Origin of the sequence: Chryseobacterium ginsenosidimutans (assembly GCF_039536845.1) — a bacterium.
In the GTDB taxonomy this organism is placed as follows: Bacteria; Bacteroidota; Bacteroidia; order Flavobacteriales; family Weeksellaceae; genus Chryseobacterium; species Chryseobacterium ginsenosidimutans_B.
The window spans coordinates 1042703-1064028 of record NZ_BAAAZJ010000003.1; the positions used below are offsets into that span (position 1 = coordinate 1042703).

Genomic DNA, 21326 nt, shown 5'->3' on the forward strand with positions numbered 1-21326 from the left:
GAATTTATGGAACGAATGAAAAAACTTCTCTTATTCAGTCTGTTATTTTTGACAGTTTTGATGAATGCCCAGAATGTGCCGTCAGATTCTTCGGAATATGCTCATTTTGATTGTGGAATTATTCAAACCAAACAAAAACTGGACAAACGTTTTTTTGCCAGCACTCCGTCAATTACACTGAGGGTGAATAATGAGGAATTTATTTATACCACTTTTCAGCTTGGGAAGAGAAAGAACAAAATGTATCTGTATCTAAAAATTCTAGCTGATAATGTTTGTATTAAAAAAGATAAAAATGTAGATGTTTACTTTAAATCGGGAGAGGTTATTACTTTAAAAAATGAATATCCACTGAATTGTGAAGCTTTTTTCGCCAGACAATTGAAGAAAAAAGAACTGCAAAAATTAAGAGAGAATGAAATCACGATGATTAAAATTTACACTTATAAAAAGAATTACGAGATGTATGTAAGTGAGGTACAGAATCAGGATATTCTCCATTATATAGATTGCTTATCAAGATATAAAGTGAAAAAATCCGATGAGGTTAAAATTAAAAAAAAGAAAGATCCAAAAGTTAATAACCAGGATAATAATTAATAACTATCACAAATGAGCCCATTACCGGAACTTAATCTCAATTTAGGAATAACTGATAATCCTGCTTCTTCGCTTGACGGAGAAAATGGAGAAGGGGTTGTGGTGCGGACAGATTCCGGATTAAGAAAATATACTATCACGTTACTTATATCCGATCAGGAGACAGGAAAGATAAATTTGAAAATAAGAGAAAAGGAAGTAGAAATTCCTACTTATAAATTGACAATAACAGATGATAAAACAGAGGAAACAAAATCTTATCAGGTAACACGAGATACACTGAATTTTGTGAAAAGTAAAACCAAGAAAAGTTTTCTTTCTTTTTTCGGATTTAAACGCTTTGATAAAACCTCTTTTTTATACGAAAATATTGCTTTTGAACCTCATTTGGAAAGTTTGGAAAAATTCGATATTTCGAGATACAGAAAGCTTTCAGATGATATTCTTACCTATGAACTTCAAGGAAATGGTAAAAGGATTTTATTGTATGCAGGAGATATCAACGGATTTCAAAAACCTGAAAATACAGAACAATATTTTGTTGTAGTTGATAACAATAATGGAAGAAGCTTTATTGGGGATATTCTTTATCGCGAGAAATTTCTGAAGCTCACACCAAAAGTAGAACTACAGGTAATTAAAAGAAAAAAGGTTCCCAAAAACTTTGAATATGATGATAAAGGGAACATCAAAAAGTTGATTTACCTGTAAAAAATTAAAAAAGCTAAAAATAACAAGAATAGAAGATAAAACTAACTGCCCAAAATGAAAGCTTACTATAAAATACCATTTGATTTTGAGAGTCTTATAGAGAAAAATGATGCTGATAAAATTTCCTTAGATACTTCTGTCAGTCAACATTTGTTTCTTTTGGCTACAACAGCTTTAGGTGAATGCAAGTTTGATGAAACGTACGGCACCGAAATCTGGGAAATGGATTTTGACTTAATGAAAACCGACAACAAGCTTAAAGAGCTTATTGCAGGAACGTTGAAAAAATCTATTTCCATGTATGAAAAAAGGCTTTTAGTAGAAGATGTTGAGGTTTTTGTCAATGATTATAATTTAGGAACACTAGGAAAAAAAAGAATGAAAAAGAAAGTGTCAATCGCTGTTAAGGGATTGATATTGGAAACCAACCGGGCTTTTACATTTAATAATTCATTTTTTGTCGGACCGCTTTCTTATTAACTAAATAAAGATGCATTAATGTCATTTTATATAAAAACACATATCGTAAAAAAGGGTGAAACATTGGAAGATATTGTTTCAGAATATAATATTCCTGATGTAGAAATGTTACGGTATTTTCATAACCAAAATTCACCAAAAGATGGTAATCATATTGGCTCGATTGTGTTTGCGGGACAGGAAATTTTCATTCCCGAAAAAAATGATATGTCAAAAATTATTTCAGAACAAAAAGAAAGAGAGGTGTTACAGTACGACTCTTTGAAAAACAGATTGTTACTCCCAAATCTTTATGCTGTAAAACAACATTATAAAGTGAAAATAAGATCTGGTCATGCAAATAATTTAGAAAAGGCAGAACAATTAGATTTTGAAACTCATATTAAATATTGCGGTGTAGGAGAAGACAATTTCCCTGTTTTGCAATATACAAAACAAGACTTTTTAATTAATAATGAAAAATCAGACTCAAAATTGTATGATCTGGCATTATTCGGAACAGGATTTTTATATCCTGTAGAATTTTCTTTAGATCCTGCGACAGTTAAACCTCACAGAATAACCAACATAAAGGATATAAAATCCAGATGGAATGAGAGAAAAAAACAGCTTCATGCAATTTATGAAGATTCAGTTTCTTCCCATTATGTAAAAATAATAGATGAATCTGTGAGGGAAGGAGTTAATAGATATTTTATAAACGATTTTTTCATTCAGTTTTTATTTGCGCCTTATGCCGAGTTTAGAGAAGGGCAATCTTTAAGAGAAAAACATTTTCACACTTATAGAATTGCTTATCAAGACACTATGAAAATGGAGATTCTGGAAGATGTTATAGAAATAAACCAAAAAGCTTATTGTATTGATACCCGAACACCGCAGCAGATTCTTGCAAAATATTATCCGGATGATAATCTGCATGAAGATCATAGTGAATTGATAGAATCAGACATTACAGGTATTTATCATTTAAATAAAAAGAATAAAACGCTAACAAATGCTAAAATTAAAATAAGCACTTTATTTTATGACCGGGAAGAAATAATAGAAATAGAAATTGATGAAATAAATTAATTAAAAAAACACTCAAATACGATGTCCCAAGAACACGAAAATAAACACTTTGTCATCCAAAAAGGAAAAGCTATTTGTGATAAAGGTACTAAGTTTCCGAATTTTAAGGTAACAAGCCATCAAAAACATTATTGGAATGATGAGAAAGGCAATGCAGATTATCTTGCTGTTACTGAGGATGATGTACAGTTTAATCCTCCCACTGTACCATTTGGCAATTGTGCGCTTAAAAATAACCAGCCCTGCAGTTTTGCAGCAGCGGGAAAATGGAAGAAAACCTATAATAAAGTAACAATTTTGGATAAAAGCTGTGTTACGGAAATTTCGGAGCTGCAGTGTAGTGTGGGAGGAAAAATAAAAGTGATGGAACATGGGCAAAAGGCAGAGCTCAGTAAGCAAAATTTTAAAAATGGCAGTGCAACCATCCACAACCAGATAAATCCGTTGGTAGATCTGGATGAATTTTTGGACGAATTGGAAGGAGACGATTTTTATTCTTAATAAACACAATATTGCATAATGGGAAAAATAAGTATTATAGGAAACCCTAATCCGGAGATAGGAACACTGCAGCAATACAGTGTGTTTAAGGCATTTGAGTTTTCCTCAATCCAGTCTCCTGTTTTTGGAACATCACAACATACGGTACATTGGGAAATTTATGTGCTGGAAAGAGGAAATTGGAGAAAAACGGATGGAAATGCCAAAACAGGAGAACAGGTAAGCTATACCTTTAACCAAAAAAGTCTTATAAGAAAAGGGATAAAACTCGTTGCTACAAAAGGAAATGAAAAAGCAGAACTTAGCATCCGAACCAAACCGGCAAAAAAACCGAAGATAAATAAAATTGACCTTTTGGATATTAACGGTCATAAAGTAACGGTACCTCTTAATTATGCAGATACTTTAATAGCAAAAGCGCATTGTACAGATATGGAAGGCGAGTCCCTGCATTTTACCCTTTGGGAAGATGATGCCAAAAGAGAAGGGCATAATATAATAAATCAAGTAAACAAAATAAATCCTATTCCGCAGAGAGCAACTGTAAAAAAAGGTATTGCGCAGGTTCGTTTTAATATGGCACAATATACCATGGCTTCCCATATATCCAATATGCAGGTTGCTAAAGGAGATAAGAATGAAGGAAAGACCCATGAGTATTATGTGACAGCAGAATATTACGGAAAATTAGAAGCCAGTAATAATGTAAATCTGAAAAACCCGGATTATAACACTCATCAGAATACAGAACAGAAAAAAGCAAAGGTTGCAGATCAGGTTAAAAATACTCCTGCAAAATCGGCGACGACAGTAAAACAGCCTAATAAAAAACCTGAACTGCCAAAACCATCACCTAAAAAGGAAACTTACAAAATTCCGGTGACGCAAGGTGCTAAAACCAAAGCTGCAGATCCACAAGGAAAGGTAATTAGTGTAGAATTTGTAGATTTTCTAGGAAAGCCTTATAAAAGTATGAAATTCGGGACACAGGCGAAAGCAAAAATAGTGACTCAAAACATGAAAGGCAAAACCATAAAGCTGAGAATATGGGAAGATGATATTTCTAATCAGTTGGTTTTTGAAAAAAATTATGTGCTTCGAGACGATATAAGCGAAGCCATTATTTCTCTTACGGAAGACATGCGTAAGAAAGGCGACGATTGGAAAGAAGGCAGTGAGCAGGAGTATTTTCTGGAGATTGAATATGCGGGGCAAAGCATAGATTCTGAAGTAGTGAACGTAAATAATTCTAGCCCTAAAATAAAAATGGAGACAGGGAAAAGTATGGTGATGGTGAGGGCAGAAAAGAGAGAACAGGAGACGAATGGGAAATGTCCGAATTGTGAAAAGGATATAACATTAAGTGAAATTAAAGCTATATGTGTTGATAAAAAAAATAAGAAAGGAATAGAAAAATGCCTAATTGAAGATGATAAAATGATAAAAGCAGCTCTTCCCTTTTTGAATAAATATAGAAAAAAAGTAGGAATAAACACATGCATTAGAAAAGCTCATTTTTTAGCCCAAATTTCTCAAGAAAGTAAATTTTATGATTTACAAGAAAGATTTAAATATTCCAGTGCAAGTCGTATGAATGGAATATTTGATTCATATTTTAAACAATTTGGCAAAAATAGAATGAAAGAAGCTGAACGATTGTCAGAATTGTCGTTAAATAAGCAGAATTGGGAACAGGTTGCCAACGCTATTTATGGCAAAACTCATCCGAACGGAAAAAAACATACAGATCCAAATGATGGTTGGAGATATAGTGGTAAAGGATTTAAACAAATTACTTGGAAAGGTAATTATGAAGAATTAGAGAAATATGCCAATAAAACTTTTGGGACCAATTATATTTGGACAAATGGTAATAATCCTTACAAATTAAAGAATAATCCTGAAGACGCTATTACATCGGCTCTTGCTTTTTGGGGCAAAAATAATATTAATGCAGTTGCTACCGAAATATCTGATACAAGTGTTCTAAATGTCACACATATAATCAATAAAAATAATGAGGGACTAGATGAAAGAAAACGATATTTTAAAAAAGCAGTTGAAGTTTTGCAAGTTGAAAAATGTAAACCAAAAGGGAAGACAAAAGTACAAACAGATGTTTTAAGTACCTACGATGGCAAGTATAAGGCTAGTAAAAAAGTAATATATATTGATGCTATTTTACCAACGGATAGAAAATATCAAGGCTTATTAGTATTTTTTAATGAAACAGAGATTCTGCATAAATGTTATACTTTGGGCTATGGAACCGGAGGGGATAAGCTAAAACCCGAAGGGAAGGGACCAATACCAAATGGCTTATGGAGTAGTTGGTATACTAAAACCCATATAGGTGAGGCGAGTTATGGAGCACATGGACTTATACATATTTCCGGAATAGATGGAGATGCACTAACAGCAACTCAAAATGGTAGAGAAGGAATCGCTATACATGCGGGACATACAGTAGGTGAGCATGGTAAACAATATTCGGACAAAGGCTATTTAATGGTTACTTACGGTTGTCTAAGGGTTTATAATGAGGATATTGAAAAACTTGTAGACTTATATCTCAATAATTCAGACAAGAAAATAAAAGTTTATGTGGAAGAGGTCGAAGATATATTTGAAGTATATAAATATTATGATATGAAAAGGGATCCCAAAGAGCCTACAATAAAAGGAAGAAATAAACAAAAACATCAATAATGAGAAAAGTTATTTTATTATTCTTACTTATACTTTGTATAAGTTGCGATTCACAACATAAAGATAAGACAATGAAAAATAATAAGGAATATCAAGATAAGGAATTAGAAGCTGTAATACCCAATATTATTGAATTAGTTATTAAAAAAGGATATATAATTCCTAATAAAGATGTGTACAGAGATAGGATTATGAAAGTGAGTAATATAGACATCTACTCAAGTAAATATGAAGATAATGATTTTGGAAAATATTTTACTAATGCCATTACATTAACATCAGAGAGATTGATTATTCCCTTGGATTTAGAAATACCTTCGGATAAAAATGAATATGATATTTTCATAAAGCATCTTATAAATTACAATAAAATGGTACTTTATGATGATGTTTTTGGAGTCATGGATTTAGAAAATGATGATCAGAATTGTAACCTATATACTTACATTGCAGGAACTGGCTATACAGGGAACGATAAATTTTTAGAGATGATTTTTAATCAAATATTATCTTCTAAAAATAAAAATACAGCATTAGAAAATTTATTAGTAGGACTAACCCAAAATTCAACAATAATTCCTCATGGTCCTTTCAGATATGATATGTTAAAAAAAGTAGAACAATTAAAACCCGATTTACTTGCATATATATTGACAGACAATTTTGAAAAATACAAATTGGAGCCCAATGAAAAAAATAAAGCATTAGCGTATATTTTTAATTCACAAATAAATCAGGAATATAATTCTAAAGGAGAATATATTAGTGCCTATGGTGTTTATGGGCAAGCACAATCTTACTTTAATGAACATCCGGAATATTTAACGATGCTAAAGAAGAATAACTATTTCGGCTTTCAAAAATTAAAAGAATATGGTGATATTATTTACGAACCTAATCCAGAATCATTTACTGATGAAAATGGATCATTTATCCAAGACCCCGACGGCTATACCAATCTGCGCGAAGAAAAAAACTCATCTTCCGAAGTTTTACAAAAGATAAAATCAGGAGAACATATTGAGGTATTGGATAATTCGGGAGATTGGTGGCAAGTAAAAACCAAAGAAGGTAAAACAGGATATGTACACAAAAGCAGAGTAAAATCGGGTAATTCAAATAACCATTCAACTTCGTTTTTGCTTTACGATCGTCCCGACTTTTCAAGCTTCTCCAAAGAAGTATTGGCAAAAGGTGAGATAGAAATTGTTCACCAAAACTTAGGTTGGAACTTTGTAAAAGTAAATGATATGACAGGTTATTTACCAACAAAAGAAAAAAAAGAAGAATTGCAGAAAGAGGAGAAAAAGAAATTCAGTTTTCTTGCGGATGAAGAACATATTAAACCTGAGAAGAAAAAGGGGTTTTGGGATAATTTGTTTAGCAGTTAGATTTCTTTAAAGTAATATAATAATGAATAAACTAAGTAAAATAATTCTTTTCATTAATCTTGTTTTTTTATTCAACTGTAAAGATAAAGCACAAAAAAATAATGTACAAAAAGCGGTAAATCAAAAAGAAATAAATTTTGATAACGTTTTAAAATGTAGTGATTATTCATACGATGAAGATTATTTCGTAACCGCTGATTATGGTTGTACTTATAATCAAAATGGGAATAACTATGGTAATATTATTATTTATTTACTACCTAAAAAGAAATCAGAAATTGCAGACGAACAGATAGAGAATGAAAACAATAGAGTTGACGGTTTATCTATTGAGGAGTATAAAAGGGAATTCAAAATAATTCTTTTTTTAATTGATAAAAAATATCTTAATTATAATAAATCTGGTGATTCTATGTATTATCATAAATCCGTATATGAACAAAAAGCATATGTATATGATGATAAATGTCATAGGTGGATTTTTATAGGTTCAATAAAAATACCTGATGAAAATCAAAATCAAAAAGAACAAGTTTGGCGGGAGAGTATTATATCTAGACAGATTCAAAATAAACTTAAAAATGAAAATTGTAATAATTCAAAAAGAATTATAGATTCTATTGCAGGAAATAAATACTTTTTAGTAGAAGAAAAAGATTGTGATTTAAATAATGATAAATTTATAGATAAGATCGTTGTTTTAGGTAATAATAATGATATTGATCCACAAGATCCTGAAACCAGAATAGCCCCTATTTTAATTTTATTAAATAAACAAAATAAGAAATATAAAATTTTAACAAACGAAAATATTTACCCAAATAATTTTGGAGATGCTTTTAAAAGATTGGTTATCAAAAATCAATTTTTTACGATCGAATTATCAAATGAAGTTCCAGATAGCTACATTTCAAACAAATACATCACTTTTAAATATAATACTGAGAATATTGTATTACACGGATATTCAGAAATAATAGATTGGTCAGATGGTAAAACTGACAAGGTGAATTATAAATCCAAAAATCTTGAATTGATTAAATTTTCAGATTTTAATTCAAATACAATTTTGGAAAAGATAAATAATTAAACTAAAGATGAATCAAGAACGTATTAAAGACCGGATACTAAGGAGAGCTGCCAGAATGTGGGGGTATAATGAGTTGGAAGCAGAAACTTCATTTGATCCTATTGTTGGTTTATTGCTTTCAGCTTGTGCAGCAGAACTCGAAAAATTAGGTTTCGAGCTGGAAAGTTCGCGTTCAAGAATTATCGAAAGAGTGTTGGAAGTAATGTTTCCGGAAGAAGTTTCGGGAGTAATTCCCGCAAGAGCACTTTTACAGGTTAGCCCATTGGAAAACAATGCAAAGGTTTCGCTATACAATAGTTTTAAAACATCAATACGAAAGCATAATATTTATAATCCTACGGAAAATACTGTTAAAGAAATATATTTCAGTCCTTCCATAGAAGCAAAGTTGACTGCAGCGAAAGTAAAATATTTTGCTTACAATGAAACCTTGCATCACATTGAGAGTTTTTTCTTTGATGACGTTACGGGTAAGGCAGAAAAACACCTTCCTTCAGGAGAGCTTTGGTTGGGAATTCATGCTCCTAATAAAGAAAATTTGGAAGATCTGATGTTTTTTATTGATATTAATAATACCTATCAGAAAGAATTATTCTTTTATTATCTGAAACAGGTAAAAGTTTATTTTGGAGATAAAGAATACATTTTGCAGGAAGGCTACAACATTGAAAATGACGGTCTGAATCTGGAAAATATCATCACCAAAAACTATTCTGATCTGGAGCAGGTTTATAATGAAGTTAATCAATATTATAAGTCTCACTTTTTTACGCTCAAAGGAAAAATAGAGTTTAAGGATAAACCACAGGAGGAAAAGTTATTTACCCACTATTTTCCAAATCATAAAATTAGTGAGGAAGACAGTATCGTTTGGCTGAAATTTCAATTTTCAGAAGCTATTGTTCCTGATATACTACAAAATGTGCGCTTTGCGCTGAACTGCATTCCTGTTCTTAATATTAAAAATAATAGCATAAGCCGAAGAATAAAAGGAAGGCTGAACATTATTCCTATTGACGAGGAAGATCATTTTTTAGATCTGGATTATGTTTCTGATGAAAGAGGAAAAAGGCTTGATATTAAAAATTATGAAGCTGAAAGTGAAGGAATGACCGCATTGCTGAGAAAAGGCGGCGTTTCCCGTTTTGACCGTAGAAATGCGTCTGAACTTCTTCAGTATCTTTTGGAACTTATCAAAGATGAAACGGCAGCTTTTGCAGGAATGGGTGGAAATTCGGCTACTGAAGTACTGAAGCAGATTAATCAGAATGTGGCATCACTGCATCAGATTGCTAAGAAAAAGAATTTCACGCAAACGAATAATCCATATTTAATTATTTCTTCCGGAAATCCGGATACAGATATCCAGAATACTATTTCGTACTGGTCGACTGCAGCTGAAGAAGCCAATAGCTTAAAGCCATCCACAATATTAACCTTACATAGTGGAGATGGTGTATTAAATAATACAACGGTAATGATTCAGACTTCTGTTGGAGGAAGAAAAAAGCTCTCTTCTCAGGATAAAATTTTAGAGTACAGAAATGCACTTTTGACAAGAGGAAGAATCGTAACAGTTGCCGATATCAAAGCATTCGGAATGAATCATTTCAAGAGTTTGGTTCTTGGAATAGAAGTACAGAAAGGAACAAAAAAAGAAGTGTCATTAAAAGGAGGTTTTAGCAGGACGATAGATATATCACTGATAAAGAACAAAGAACGGATGGACAATATCAACCATTCTGAATGGGAATATTTATGTGAAAGTTTTTTATTAAAACTGAAGGATGCTTCTGCAAATATTTATCCGTATAGATTATTTGAAAAATAAAAATAACATGATTATTTTAAATAAAAACAAAAAATATTAATAAAATCATTATAATTCTTATAAACATATTTTTATATGATTAGGTATATATTTAGATAACTGTGAAGTTGTTTAAAAAGAAACAGAATTATCAAGTTAATTTAAAAACATATTATTATGCTATCAAACAAAGGAATCGGTGGTAATGAAATACCATTGGATGCAAATGAGGCTATTTCGGAAATCCCTCAGAACAGAACAATTATCGCGCAAAAGCTTACAGCTGAAGATCCCGTAAGACCGGAACTGGTGGAAGGACTTACGACCGTAGAAAAAGTATTTGAACATTACAAACCTGAAGTTAAAGTTGATTTCGAAGACGCAAACGGAGCAATCAAAATGGAGAGCCTCAGATTTAAAAATCTTGGAGACTTCGGAACTAAAGGAATTACCAGACAAAGTAACTTTCTTACCGGAATGGAAACGGAAAAAGACCAGTATCAGAAAATTATAAAGCAGCTGAGAACAAATAAGATTTTGAAGGCAGCTCTGGAAGATCCGGAAGCTAAAAAAGCATTGTACGAAACTTTACAGCTATTAATAAAAGAATTGGAAGAAAACAAATAATCTAAAAACACAAATATTTATGTCAAACAACAATAACAAGCAGGAAGCACAACCACAGGTTGCTTCAGTAGAAGCTCCGGTTTTGGAGCAGAGAAAAACACAGGGACAAGTTAGTTTAGAAAAATTAATTGAAAAACTGGCGCGTTACGGAAGTTTTGATCTTTTGGAAACTTCAATTGAGAATGTTCAGAATATTAATCCTGACAGAAGGGCGAGAAGAAAGATTTTCCTTACTGAAAAAGGGAAAGAAAAAGAAAGGGAAACTTTAAAGAAGACGCTTGAACTTTGGGCAAGTGTAATCAGCAAAAGTGATTCTTTAAGTGATATGGTTACTCATTGTGAAGAGCAGAGAAAATCTGCAGAGGTGCTTTTATCTAAAAACCTTTCAAAAGCAGTGGAGGCTACCAGAGAACTGGAAGGTAATTACAGAACAGTTGCGATGTTCTATAAAAATACAGAATCAGATAAGGTAAAAAATGTGACGGTAGTAAATGCGGATCTTGAACAGCTGAAAGATCTTGATAATACTCGTTTTATTGATACGATTCATGCAGAACTTTCTGATAATTATGACAGATTGGATCTGAAGAATAATTACGGATTATTGGTGATTCCGGGATATCTGGGTTCGAGTAAAGTTGTGGAAAAATGGGCAAAAATTGCACACGAAAATAAAGTAATGCTTGTAACGGACTTTGAACATTTAGATGAACCGGATGATGTGATGGAAATGTTCGATCAGGCTTATCTGACAGGTGGAGAAATCTACAGATCCAATGTATTGATGACTTGCAACTGGTTGGTAGGAAGAGGAAGATTCGAGGAGATTGATGAGATTGATGATTTGTTTATTCCGCCTTCAGGAGCTTTGGCTGGGAAAGTGTATAAAACGTTGATGTCTCAGGTTACGGCAGGAAAAAAATTCGGTGGAATTAATGAGATAGAAGGGGTAAAATTTGATCTTAAGAAAAGCGAAATTGCCAATCTTGAGAATTTAGGATTAATTCCTATGGTAAATGAATACGGAAAAGTAATGGCTTTCTCAGGAAAAACATTATTTAACGGGGATAATTTAGGCTTGCAGACGTATTCTGTGGTAAGAGTATTTGATTATGTAACTAAAGTATTGATGGATTTCTTAAACAGAAGAGCATTTGAGAATTTCACGGCAGTTACAAGAAAAGAAATTATGAATCAGATTGTCCGTTTCTTGGATGCCATTACAGGTCCCGGAAAACTGATTGAAAATTTTGAAATCAGAAAATTTGAACAGGATCCCTTACAAAAAGACAGGATTCATTTAGATATTCATATGAAACCTTATTTCCCTGCAAAAAATTTCCTTATCAAAATGGATGGTCATAAAGGAGATGACGGAAACGAATGGGATACGGAATACGAACAACAGAAATAATAGTTAATTTTTTACACTGATATCATCAAAGCACGGAAAAATTTTCGTTCTGTGCTTTGATTTTAAGTATTTTATTTTCAATCGTTTAACATAATAAAAAAATCCAAAAAAATGCTTGTACGATTAAAAATAATTTATACATTTGATAAATAATATATTCCCTAGTTGGTCATTTTAAACAGTATATTTCAAAAACGAAGGGTATATTTCCATTATTGGTATTATTAATTATTTAACCTTAAAATATATTAAGTATGTCATTTAAAGCAAAATTTAAAGTTGCCGGAAAAGAGCGCAACATCTTAGATGTAGAATTCGGAATGCTACAGGAAACCGACCCTACAGGAAGACCGTCTTCTGTAACGAGAGGAGGTAAAATTCATTTAACAGTAGAAGGAACCGGTGAAACAGATCTTTTTGAGTGGATGACCAATTCATTCGAGAGAAAAGACGGAAGTATTGTCTTTATAAAAAGAGATAGTGATGCTACTTTGAAAGAATTAAAGTTCAAAGAAGCCTATATCGTTAAGTACAAAGAAGACTTCAATTCTACGGGAGACAATCCATTAACGGAATCATTTGTACTTTCGGCAAAAGAAATAGAGTTGGGAAGTGCAAAACACATTAATGAGTGGGTTTAAAAACCATCCCTAATAGGCAGTTTGTCTATAACTTCTTTTCTGAATAAAAAAATTAAAAACACAAATTCTCCAATTTTCAAATTCAATTATGCTATAAAAGTTCGGAATATGGGCTTTTAAGGGAAAGCATTATCTTTTAAAAAAAGAGATTTAATTACAATTAACAATTAAAATCAATTAATTATGTCATTTAAAGCACAGCTAAAAGTAGCAGGAAAAGTATATAATGTCCTTAATGTAAGTTATGGCTTATTTCAGGAAACTGATGCAACGGGAAGACCTTCTACAATAACGAGAGGAGGTAAAATAGATGTAGTCGTAGAAGGAACGGGAGGTACGGATCTTTTTGAATGGATGACCAATTCGTTTGAAAGGAAAGACGGAAGCGTGGTATTCTTCAAAAGAGACAGTGAAGCTACATTGAAAGAATTAAAATTCACGGAAGCCTATTTGGTAAAGCATAAAGAAAAATTTGATTCTACGGGTGATAATCCACTTACAGAACAATTTACTATTTCTGCCAGAAGTATATCAATGGGAGACGGAGAATATAAAAACGAGTGGGTATAACCCTATAAAAATAAGAAATGGGTAGTAGTTAATTATTACCCATTTTTTGCTTTCAGGGAAGTGTGATTTTCACATTGCCGCATTACCCAAATATTAAATTTCAAATAAAAACGTATGTCCTTTTTATCCAAATTAGAATTAGACGGGAACACCTATAATATATTAGAGTGTAAATACAACTTCGTTCAGCCTGTGGACGGAACGGGAAAACCCAAAGGAATGCCCAAGGGCGGAGAAATCATTATTAAGATAGAAAGTACCGGAAACCCCGAGCTCTTAAACTGGATGCTGGATCATAATCAGGTGAAAAACGGGAAGATCATCTTTTATCGCAGGGATGCCATGAGCAAATTGCAGGAATTAATTTTTGAGAAAGCTTTCTGTGTTAATTTTACTGAATATTTCAATGCTGTTGACAATCAGCCGTTACAGATTGAAATGCATCTGGTTGCTAAAAAATTCAATGTGAACGGAGCTGTACACGAAAAGCAATGGAGAGAATAAATGTAAAATGTAGCGTAAGAAAAAACTTATTAAACAATCAAAAAATTATCAACTGACAACCAACAATCTTAAAATAGTATGGAAAACCAAGACTTTTCAAATATATTCGGTACGTCCCGTTCGTTTAAAGAATGGCTTCATGACCCGACTAATCCGTTGGTTTATTGTCTTCTGACTCTGGACGGAAAAGATTTTTTAGCAAAAGACAGCTATACTGTAGAACTTACTCAAAAAACGGCAGATCACGATACATTTTGCATAACTGTTCCTGATGATGCCTTAGATAGTTTTGAAGGCTATGTGATGGAAAGTTCTAAAAATCTTCTTGGCAAAGAGCTGATTATTACCTATTGGCGTTTTGGAAAACCAAGACAGACTTTTGCCGGAATTATCGGAGGTATTCGCAACAAAAAAGATGAAGGAGGAGGTTATGGAGATTTGTATATTACAGGGTATGCTCCAAGTATTTTGTTGGAGAACGGGAAAGATTGTCAGAGTTTTGAAAATAAAACGCTTGAAGATATTCTTTCGAAAATAACGGAGGGTTATCCGCAGGAAGCCAAGGTAAAAGTTGACCTGCCCAATACCCAATATACACTTCCTTATACTGTTCAATATAAAGAATCTGATTATCAGTTTATCAGGAGATTGGCAATCCGTTATGGAGAATTTTTCTATTATAATGGGGAGAATCTTATTTTCGGAACAGCAGTACAACCGATGATTAAGCTTGCAGAAAATATTGATTTAATTGATATTGAATTCGAGATGAAAATGCAGGCTCAGGATTTCAGTTATATGTCTTATGAAGCACAAAGCGGTTCAAAGATTGAAAAAAACAGCGGCGGTTTAAAATCAGAATTTAAAGAAAATCCTTTTCAAAGTATTGCTGTAAATGTTTCACGAAATGTTTTCAAGAAAAAACCGAAAATGCATTTCAATCATACCGGCATCAGTGAAAGTTCGGATAAAGAACTGGAAGAAGCGGTGAGAAGAGAAAAAGAAAGCAGGGAAAACCTGATGCATGTACGGGGAAAGAGTAAAGATCCTGATCTTAAAATAGGCGGAAGAGCAGAAATCTCGGATATCAATTCAAAGGCAATGGAAACCTACCGTATCATAGAAATTAAACATTGCTATGACGGAGAAAATTATTACAATGAGTTTGTGGGAATTCCGGATTTATTCAATGCAGCACCTTATATTGACATCGAAGCCGTGCCTAAAGGCGAAGAGCAACCCGCCAGAGTAACGGACAACAATGATCCGATGGGAATGGGCAGAGTAAGGGTGCAGTTTCCGTGGCAGGAAGAAAAAAATGAAGTTACACCTTGGATAAGACTGATACAGCCCCACTCGGGAAGTGGAAAAGGCTTTCATTTTATTCCGGAAATAGGTGAAGAAGTTTTAGTAGGTTTCGAATCTGGAAATGCGGAAAAGCCTTTTGTGATGGGAACGCATTACAATGGAAGTGAGACAAGTTCTTATCATACTTCAGGAAATGATAAAAAAGTGATTCATACGAGAAGCGGAACCAAAATCATTCTGAATGATGCAGAAGGTTCTGTTTTTATAGAAGATCCGAGCGGAAATACTTATTTGATGGATGGGGCGGGGAATATTAATGTGAATGCACCTAAGAATATGACTTTTACAGCGAGAGAAGATATTAATATCAGTGCAGGTAAAAATATGAATACAACTGTCGGTATGAATAAATCTGAAAGTGTTGCTATGAATAGTATGCAAAGTGTAGGAATGATGAAAAATCTTACTGTAGGAAATGATTTTATGACAAATGTTGTAGGAAAAGTTGTTGAATTTATTCAGGGAAATAAAGAAAGTAAAATAGAAAAAGATAAACAAACAATAATAAACGGAAAAGGTTCTATACAAGTTACTGAAAATCATGAAGTACATTCTCAAAAAGAAATACAGCATAATTCGGGAGAAAAATCTAAAAGTCATTAAGTTATGAGTAAAGAAACTTTTATAGGTGGAGATTTAATTGAAGAAATAGGAGGAAGTTATAAGATTTATACACAAGATAGTTATGAACTTAGCTCAGGAAAACAGATTATTTATAATGGTGAAGTTGGTGTAAGTCATGACTCTCCAAAAGCTCCTGTTATTAGTAAAGAAAATAAAGTAACGAGAGAAATTTATCTGACTTTTGATGATGGAATACAAGCAGGGACAGAAGAGGTTTTAGAATTATTAAAAAGAAAAGGAATTAAAGGAACTTTTTTCTTGACAGGAATACATCTATACTATTTTATTGAGAAAAACAAGGACCGAAAAAAAGCATTAAATGTATTAAAAGATATTTATGAAAATCACGCTATTGGTAATCATAGCTACTCTCATGCTAATGATTTTTACGAAAATTTTTATTCAAAAGGAGGTGTTAAATATAAAGGTGATGGGACTAAAGAAGAAGATAAAAGACCTGTTTTTACAGACTTTATAAAATGTAAAGAGCAAATATTGTATTATTTGGATGAAGTATATGGCAAAAATAAAATAACAAATAGAAATCTGCCATTAGCCAAAAATCAAACAGTTCCACTAGCTCGTTTTCCAGGTAGAAACACTTGGTACACTGATAGAATTAAAGATATGAAAAGTGATACAAAAGATGAAGCCAAAGAACTATATGATAAAAAAAAGTATCAAATTTATGGGTGGGATTGTGAATGGCATATTAAAAGTTGGGACTTTAAGGATTTATCAGTTAAATCAGTTAAAAAAAAGGTTGATAATAAAAGGATGGATTTTTCAAAAGATGAAGAAGCTCACCCATATTATGATATGTACTCAAAAGAATATATTGAAAAAGATAGGTTGAAAGATTCTTGGGAAACTGTTCGTGATGATTTATTAGAAAATGTTTATTATGGTGGAGGGCTGGATAAAGTTGGTAAAACTAATGGTAAAGTTGTTCTATTAATGCATGAAAGAGCTTTTAGAAATGGTAAATTAATCAATGGTAATGTAGATATAACGAGTAAAGATGAAATAAATAAATTAGAGAAATTAATAGACTATTTTCAAAAAATAAAGGCAGAATTTAAAACGCTAGACAAATACTAAAATGCGAAACAAGAAATACTATATAATAGCTTTTACTTTTATATTTATTTGCTGTGTTATAATATATTTTATCCCTATACCCACACATAAAATGTGTGGAGAATCTCCTATTTGTTGGTATAAATTCAGTGTTTACAATTATGAGTATGACGCTGAATCTGGTGGGAATACATATTTTGGTGGCGATATATATATATATCAAAAAGTTGGGGGATTCTTGGAATATATGGGTATTAAAGAAATAAAATGTAAATAATATTATTAATTACAAAGCACAAACTACAAAAAATATTATGGATTATTCCATTAAAACAAAAAGCTACAATCAGTGGCAATGGAGAATAATGCAAAATGATGTAAAATTATACTATGGATCTGTAACTGAAAATAAATAAAATTATGAAAATATTTATTTCCCTAATTTTTAGTGTATATTTTTTTTTTAATTCTTGTGCACAACAGAAATATGAAAAACCACCAAAGTTTAATAAAAATGACTTAAAAGATATAAAACCCACTTATCAAATACAAAAAGGACATCTTGTATTAAATTTTGGACAATTAAAACAAAATGAAGATAGTCTGTATTGTTGGGAAACTGATGGTGAATGTAGTATAATTGATGGCAAGACAACGATATATACAATATGTGATGCTTCAGATGGAGACAATGCTTCTGTGATAAGCTGTTTACATGCAGAAGGAGAATTCTTAGAAGGAAAATATAACTGTATATGGAAATATTATGATAAAAATAGGAAGGTTATTAAAAAAGAAAAATGGGATAATGGAAAATTGATTTACAGAAAAGAATATAAATAGAATTCTGAAATTGTTATTTTTTGAGATAGAAGAGTAATACTTTTTGTATTCTAAAAAAATAAAAATCTTTCCTATTTGGAAAAGGCTTTCATTTTATTCCGGAAATTGGTGAAGAAGTTTTAGTAGGTTTTGAATCCGGAAATGCCGAAAAACCTTTTGTGATGGGAACGCATTACAATGGAAGTGAGACAAGTTCTTATCATACTTCAGGAAATGATAAAAAAGCGATTCATACAAGAAGTGGTACTAAGATTATTTTGAATGATGCAGAAGGAAGTGTTTTTATAGAAGATCCGAGCGGAAATACTTATTTGATGGATGGAGCGGGAAATATTAATGTGAATGCTCCGAAGAATATGAGTTTTACTGCTGGGGAAAATGTAACTATAACAGCAGGTATGAATATTACATCTTCAGCGGGGGCAAATATTTCTGAAACTGCAGGAATGAATCACAGCAGCTTTGCAGGAGCAATGATGATGCAGAATGCGGTTGCAGATTATTCTTTAATGGCTTCGAATATTACAAACATAGCAAGTGATAAAATCACCAAAGAAGCTAAAGATTATACAAAGCATGCTGAAAAAATAGAATTATACGCTTCAAAAGAAAATGTTCAAATCAAATCAGCTAAAACGATTCAGGTTAATTCTGGAGAGAATTCAAATTTACATTAATGGGTAATAATGGTAATTTTACAGAAATCAGTAAAAAATTTAATTTAAATGCTGAGAGTATAAAGTTAGATTCTAAGAAAGAACATCTAACAGTAACGGGTAACAAAAAAAATACTATTGATGGTAAAGATGGAGTCTCTATGAAGAATTATAAGGTTACTGATAAAAAAGAAGAAGAACCTTACAAAGAAAACGTGTTTTTTTATGAAACAGACGGGCATTACAGTACAGTATATTTGGTTTGTTTAATGCTAGGAATGGATGAAGCAGGTGCAGAAGAATTGGCAATTGCAACAGAAAACCCAGATACAGATGTACATAGTGAAACTGACTTTGAAATTGACCAAACTTGGGGGTATCCTTCTGATCAAAAAGAAATACATTCATTAACAGGAGGCTTTCATGGGACGGAAGAGCTTTTGACTGCATTAAAATTTTTATACATAAAAGAAAAGACACCAAAAGAAACTACAAATAAATTAGGTGAACTATTACACAGATTCGGTGACACTTATGCTCATACCAAATTTGATAATATAAAGCCAGCTGATTTAATTTTCTACGATTTGAAACACAAACCTGAAAATGCTGAAAAAGCAATAGAAAGTTGGAAAGGACAAGGAGGAAAAAAATTGAGTGATGATGTAGAGCCTTGGATTAAATTTATAAATTATTATATAGATAAATATGGGTATACATTCTTAACAAATGAAGATTATCAAAAGAAATCCATGTATGGACGTACTTTAAAACAATATTTAAAAGAAATCTATTTTAATAAACCCGGTGAAGATAAATTTATCATGTATGGAACAGAAGGTTATTTTACATTAGATCATATGCAAACAGATGCTGGATATCCCGACTTAATTTATATGAGACCAGATTGGTACTTATGTTATGTGAAAAACTTGGCTTGGATTATTTCAGTTAGATTTAAATTGGATCATAATAAATTGAATATTACTTTATTTGAAAAAATGGTAAAATTTGCAAAAGAAAACAAATGTTCTATGAAAGGAATCATAGATTTTGAAATCGCAAAATTTAGAAAAAAACAAGAAGTATATATTCCTGTATTTTATTCTAAGCCTGGAAGGATTTTAGCATCGGCGGATGCCGTTTACAATACTGACTATCTTGGTAATGCAAAAGCTGTTGTAGAAAATACAAAAAAATATATTACAGAAAATCTTGGTACAACTACTAATAATGGGCAGGAAGCACATCATGGAAATACAAAAATCCATAAAAAACCAAATGGAGACTGGTATCAATATGAAATATATGATGAGGATTATTTTATAATAAAATTTAAATAAAATGGAAATAAATATATTTCAAATTATAATTTCAATAATATTCGCAGCAGTTGTATTTTATATTTGGTTCACATATAAAATACAGTATAAAGGCAATTTTTTTATTGGTGGTATAATTTTAATTTTTCTTTCAAATCTAGACTTTTTAGGATTTGAAGGAAAAATAGGTGCCCTATCCATTTTTTTGATAGCTTCTTTTTATATTTTATTAAATGTTTCTATATTATTTATTTATTTATTTAAAGATAAAAAGAAAATATACTTTGTTTTTCCAACAATTGTTTTTTTAATCATATTATTATTTGAATTCTTTTTTGTAGATCCTAATGCGTTTGTGCAATTCAAATTAGGAATTGCTATTCGGTTATTCATATCGTTTTTCCCATTATTTATTCTTACTTATTATTTGCAATTTTTAAAAAAATAATTTTGATTTAAAAAAAGACCTAAGAATGCTAGTTGCAAACAGTACAAGTGGTAATAGAAAATAATAAAGAATACATAAAACAAGATAATACCATTATTTTGAACGAAGGACAAAAAGTACATCATGGAAGAGTAAAATTTCATAATACAGGAGATTGGTATGATCCATTTGATTATTCTAATTATGATGAAGATTATTTTATAATTAAATTTGAAAAAAAATGAAACTTGCATTAATATCCTCAATATCAATATTCATACTTGGAATAATAATTTCGAGTATAATCTATACTGAAAGTCAATTTAAAATTGGAAATCAAGCCGACATTCTTGAATTTGAAGTTCGAATATTTTTTTTTAGCGCATTATTTTTAATATCAGTTATCAGTTATATTATACTTCATTATGCATTTCGTCTGAATGATAAACATATTTTTATTATAAATAATTTGGCAATACTTATTTTGGTTATTTGCACTTGTAAAGAATGGAAAAACCCACAATTGCTAATTTACTATCCTGTATTTTTAGTTTTATCAATTCTTTTTTGGATATACAAAAACCTTTTGTGATGGGAACGCATTACAATGGTAGTGAAACGAGTTCTTACCATACTTCAGGAAATGATAAAAAAGTGATTCATACGAGAAGCGGTACTAAGATTATTTTGAATGATGCAGAAGGAAGTATTTTTATAGAAGATCCGAGCGGAAATACTTATTTGATGGATGGAGCGGGAAATATTAATGTGAATGCACCAAAGAACATGACTTTTACGGCAGGGGAGAATCTAAATATTAATGTGGGACAGAATATGACGACAAGTGTCGGAATGAATAAGTTCCAAGATTAGATTATAATTTA

Annotated in this window: 22 protein-coding genes; all 22 read left to right on the forward strand. The window is 31.5% G+C overall.

Translation table 11 applies throughout. From position 1 onward, the window contains the following. The first annotated feature begins 15 nt into the window (after positions 1-15). The 22 genes from ABD745_RS04850 to ABD745_RS04955 all read left to right on the forward strand — a co-directional run bounded on the left by ABD745_RS04850 (position 16) and on the right by ABD745_RS04955 (position 21315). Positions 16-600: a hypothetical protein gene (locus ABD745_RS04850; RefSeq protein WP_344826077.1), complete on the forward strand. Its 585-nt coding sequence runs from the start codon at positions 16-18 to the stop codon at positions 598-600. A 12-nt stretch (positions 601-612) separates the two neighbouring features. After that, positions 613-1311: a hypothetical protein gene (locus tag ABD745_RS04855; protein ID WP_344826080.1), complete on the forward strand. Its 699-nt coding sequence runs from the start codon at positions 613-615 to the stop codon at positions 1309-1311. A gap of 54 nt (positions 1312-1365) precedes the next feature. After that, on the forward strand, positions 1366-1791 hold the full coding sequence (locus tag ABD745_RS04860; RefSeq protein ID WP_344826083.1) for a GPW/gp25 family protein: 426 nt from the start codon (positions 1366-1368) through the stop codon (positions 1789-1791). An 18-nt stretch (positions 1792-1809) separates the two neighbouring features. Next, positions 1810-2865: a LysM peptidoglycan-binding domain-containing protein gene (locus ABD745_RS04865; protein WP_344826086.1), complete on the forward strand. Its 1056-nt coding sequence runs from the start codon at positions 1810-1812 to the stop codon at positions 2863-2865. Positions 2866-2886: 21 nt separating this feature from the next. After that, positions 2887-3366: a DUF4280 domain-containing protein gene (locus ABD745_RS04870; RefSeq protein ID WP_344826090.1), complete on the forward strand. Its 480-nt coding sequence runs from the start codon at positions 2887-2889 to the stop codon at positions 3364-3366. An 18-nt stretch (positions 3367-3384) separates the two neighbouring features. Continuing rightward, positions 3385-6075, forward strand: coding sequence for a glycoside hydrolase family 19 protein (locus tag ABD745_RS04875; protein ID WP_344826092.1), 2691 nt, complete (start codon positions 3385-3387; stop codon positions 6073-6075). 71 nt (positions 6076-6146) lie between these two features. Further along, positions 6147-7466 (forward strand): SH3 domain-containing protein, encoded by a 1320-nt coding sequence (locus tag ABD745_RS04880; protein ID WP_344826095.1) that lies wholly within the window; start codon positions 6147-6149, stop codon positions 7464-7466. Between the two features lie 22 nt (positions 7467-7488). Continuing rightward, entirely contained in the window at positions 7489-8556 is a 1068-nt protein-coding gene (locus ABD745_RS04885) for a hypothetical protein (protein ID WP_344826098.1), read from the forward strand. Positions 8557-8563: 7 nt separating this feature from the next. After that, positions 8564-10387: a type VI secretion system baseplate subunit TssF gene (locus ABD745_RS04890; RefSeq protein WP_344826101.1), complete on the forward strand. Its 1824-nt coding sequence runs from the start codon at positions 8564-8566 to the stop codon at positions 10385-10387. Positions 10388-10543: 156 nt separating this feature from the next. Then, on the forward strand, positions 10544-10993 hold the full coding sequence (locus ABD745_RS04895; RefSeq protein WP_344826104.1) for a hypothetical protein: 450 nt from the start codon (positions 10544-10546) through the stop codon (positions 10991-10993). A 19-nt stretch (positions 10994-11012) separates the two neighbouring features. Then, positions 11013-12407, forward strand: a complete 1395-nt coding sequence (locus ABD745_RS04900; RefSeq protein ID WP_344826107.1) for a DUF5458 family protein — start codon at positions 11013-11015, stop codon at positions 12405-12407. Between the two features lie 254 nt (positions 12408-12661). Continuing rightward, positions 12662-13048, forward strand: coding sequence for a type VI secretion system tube protein TssD (gene tssD / locus ABD745_RS04905; protein WP_344826110.1), 387 nt, complete (start codon positions 12662-12664; stop codon positions 13046-13048). A gap of 183 nt (positions 13049-13231) precedes the next feature. Continuing rightward, positions 13232-13618 (forward strand): type VI secretion system tube protein TssD, encoded by a 387-nt coding sequence (gene tssD / locus ABD745_RS04910; protein WP_047400403.1) that lies wholly within the window; start codon positions 13232-13234, stop codon positions 13616-13618. Positions 13619-13732: 114 nt separating this feature from the next. Continuing rightward, positions 13733-14122, forward strand: a complete 390-nt coding sequence (gene tssD, locus ABD745_RS04915) for a type VI secretion system tube protein TssD (protein WP_047400402.1) — start codon at positions 13733-13735, stop codon at positions 14120-14122. 78 nt (positions 14123-14200) lie between these two features. Then, positions 14201-16093 carry a type VI secretion system Vgr family protein gene (locus ABD745_RS04920; RefSeq protein WP_344826115.1) on the forward strand — a complete coding sequence of 631 codons (1893 nt, stop codon included), beginning with the start codon at positions 14201-14203 and terminating at the stop codon, positions 16091-16093. Positions 16094-16096: 3 nt separating this feature from the next. After that, positions 16097-17215 carry a polysaccharide deacetylase family protein gene (locus tag ABD745_RS04925; protein ID WP_344826118.1) on the forward strand — a complete coding sequence of 373 codons (1119 nt, stop codon included), beginning with the start codon at positions 16097-16099 and terminating at the stop codon, positions 17213-17215. 399 nt (positions 17216-17614) lie between these two features. After that, positions 17615-18037 (forward strand): toxin-antitoxin system YwqK family antitoxin, encoded by a 423-nt coding sequence (locus ABD745_RS04930; protein WP_344826120.1) that lies wholly within the window; start codon positions 17615-17617, stop codon positions 18035-18037. Positions 18038-18198: 161 nt separating this feature from the next. After that, complete coding sequence (locus ABD745_RS04935) at positions 18199-18714, forward strand: hypothetical protein (RefSeq protein WP_425549781.1); 516 nt, start codon at positions 18199-18201, stop codon at positions 18712-18714. Further along, positions 18714-20036: a hypothetical protein gene (locus ABD745_RS04940; protein ID WP_344826123.1), complete on the forward strand. Its 1323-nt coding sequence runs from the start codon at positions 18714-18716 to the stop codon at positions 20034-20036. The genes ABD745_RS04935 and ABD745_RS04940 overlap by 1 nt, the downstream gene beginning before the upstream one ends. Position 20037: 1 nt before the next feature. Continuing rightward, positions 20038-20463: a hypothetical protein gene (locus tag ABD745_RS04945; RefSeq protein ID WP_344826126.1), complete on the forward strand. Its 426-nt coding sequence runs from the start codon at positions 20038-20040 to the stop codon at positions 20461-20463. Between the two features lie 47 nt (positions 20464-20510). Then, a complete protein-coding gene (locus ABD745_RS04950; RefSeq protein ID WP_344826129.1) occupies positions 20511-20687 on the forward strand; it encodes a hypothetical protein in 177 nt (58 codons plus the stop codon). 262 nt (positions 20688-20949) lie between these two features. Further along, positions 20950-21315: a hypothetical protein gene (locus ABD745_RS04955; protein ID WP_344826132.1), complete on the forward strand. Its 366-nt coding sequence runs from the start codon at positions 20950-20952 to the stop codon at positions 21313-21315. Positions 21316-21326 lie beyond the last annotated feature (11 nt).

What these genes read in the sequence shown, in the direction of transcription:
- ABD745_RS04870 (WP_344826090.1), top strand. Translation starts at nt 2,887, where the DNA reads ATGTCCCAAGAACACGAAAATAAACACTTTGTCATCCAAAAAGGAAAA.
- tssD (WP_047400403.1), top strand. Translation starts at nt 13,232, where the DNA reads ATGTCATTTAAAGCACAGCTAAAAGTAGCAGGAAAAGTATATAATGTC.
- ABD745_RS04930 (WP_344826120.1), top strand. Translation starts at nt 17,615, where the DNA reads ATGAAAATATTTATTTCCCTAATTTTTAGTGTATATTTTTTTTTTAAT.
- ABD745_RS04890 (WP_344826101.1), top strand. Translation starts at nt 8,564, where the DNA reads ATGAATCAAGAACGTATTAAAGACCGGATACTAAGGAGAGCTGCCAGA.
- ABD745_RS04900 (WP_344826107.1), top strand. Translation starts at nt 11,013, where the DNA reads ATGTCAAACAACAATAACAAGCAGGAAGCACAACCACAGGTTGCTTCA.
- ABD745_RS04865 (WP_344826086.1), top strand. Translation starts at nt 1,810, where the DNA reads ATGTCATTTTATATAAAAACACATATCGTAAAAAAGGGTGAAACATTG.
- ABD745_RS04955 (WP_344826132.1), top strand. Translation starts at nt 20,950, where the DNA reads ATGGAAAAACCCACAATTGCTAATTTACTATCCTGTATTTTTAGTTTT.
- tssD (WP_344826110.1), top strand. Translation starts at nt 12,662, where the DNA reads ATGTCATTTAAAGCAAAATTTAAAGTTGCCGGAAAAGAGCGCAACATC.
- ABD745_RS04850 (WP_344826077.1), top strand. Translation starts at nt 16, where the DNA reads ATGAAAAAACTTCTCTTATTCAGTCTGTTATTTTTGACAGTTTTGATG.
- ABD745_RS04885 (WP_344826098.1), top strand. Translation starts at nt 7,489, where the DNA reads ATGAATAAACTAAGTAAAATAATTCTTTTCATTAATCTTGTTTTTTTA.
- ABD745_RS04855 (WP_344826080.1), top strand. Translation starts at nt 613, where the DNA reads ATGAGCCCATTACCGGAACTTAATCTCAATTTAGGAATAACTGATAAT.
- ABD745_RS04875 (WP_344826092.1), top strand. Translation starts at nt 3,385, where the DNA reads ATGGGAAAAATAAGTATTATAGGAAACCCTAATCCGGAGATAGGAACA.
- ABD745_RS04860 (WP_344826083.1), top strand. Translation starts at nt 1,366, where the DNA reads ATGAAAGCTTACTATAAAATACCATTTGATTTTGAGAGTCTTATAGAG.
- ABD745_RS04935 (WP_425549781.1), top strand. Translation starts at nt 18,199, where the DNA reads ATGGGAACGCATTACAATGGAAGTGAGACAAGTTCTTATCATACTTCA.
- ABD745_RS04895 (WP_344826104.1), top strand. Translation starts at nt 10,544, where the DNA reads ATGCTATCAAACAAAGGAATCGGTGGTAATGAAATACCATTGGATGCA.
- ABD745_RS04880 (WP_344826095.1), top strand. Translation starts at nt 6,147, where the DNA reads ATGAAAAATAATAAGGAATATCAAGATAAGGAATTAGAAGCTGTAATA.
- ABD745_RS04925 (WP_344826118.1), top strand. Translation starts at nt 16,097, where the DNA reads ATGAGTAAAGAAACTTTTATAGGTGGAGATTTAATTGAAGAAATAGGA.
- ABD745_RS04920 (WP_344826115.1), top strand. Translation starts at nt 14,201, where the DNA reads ATGGAAAACCAAGACTTTTCAAATATATTCGGTACGTCCCGTTCGTTT.
- ABD745_RS04945 (WP_344826126.1), top strand. Translation starts at nt 20,038, where the DNA reads ATGGAAATAAATATATTTCAAATTATAATTTCAATAATATTCGCAGCA.
- tssD (WP_047400402.1), top strand. Translation starts at nt 13,733, where the DNA reads ATGTCCTTTTTATCCAAATTAGAATTAGACGGGAACACCTATAATATA.
- ABD745_RS04940 (WP_344826123.1), top strand. Translation starts at nt 18,714, where the DNA reads ATGGGTAATAATGGTAATTTTACAGAAATCAGTAAAAAATTTAATTTA.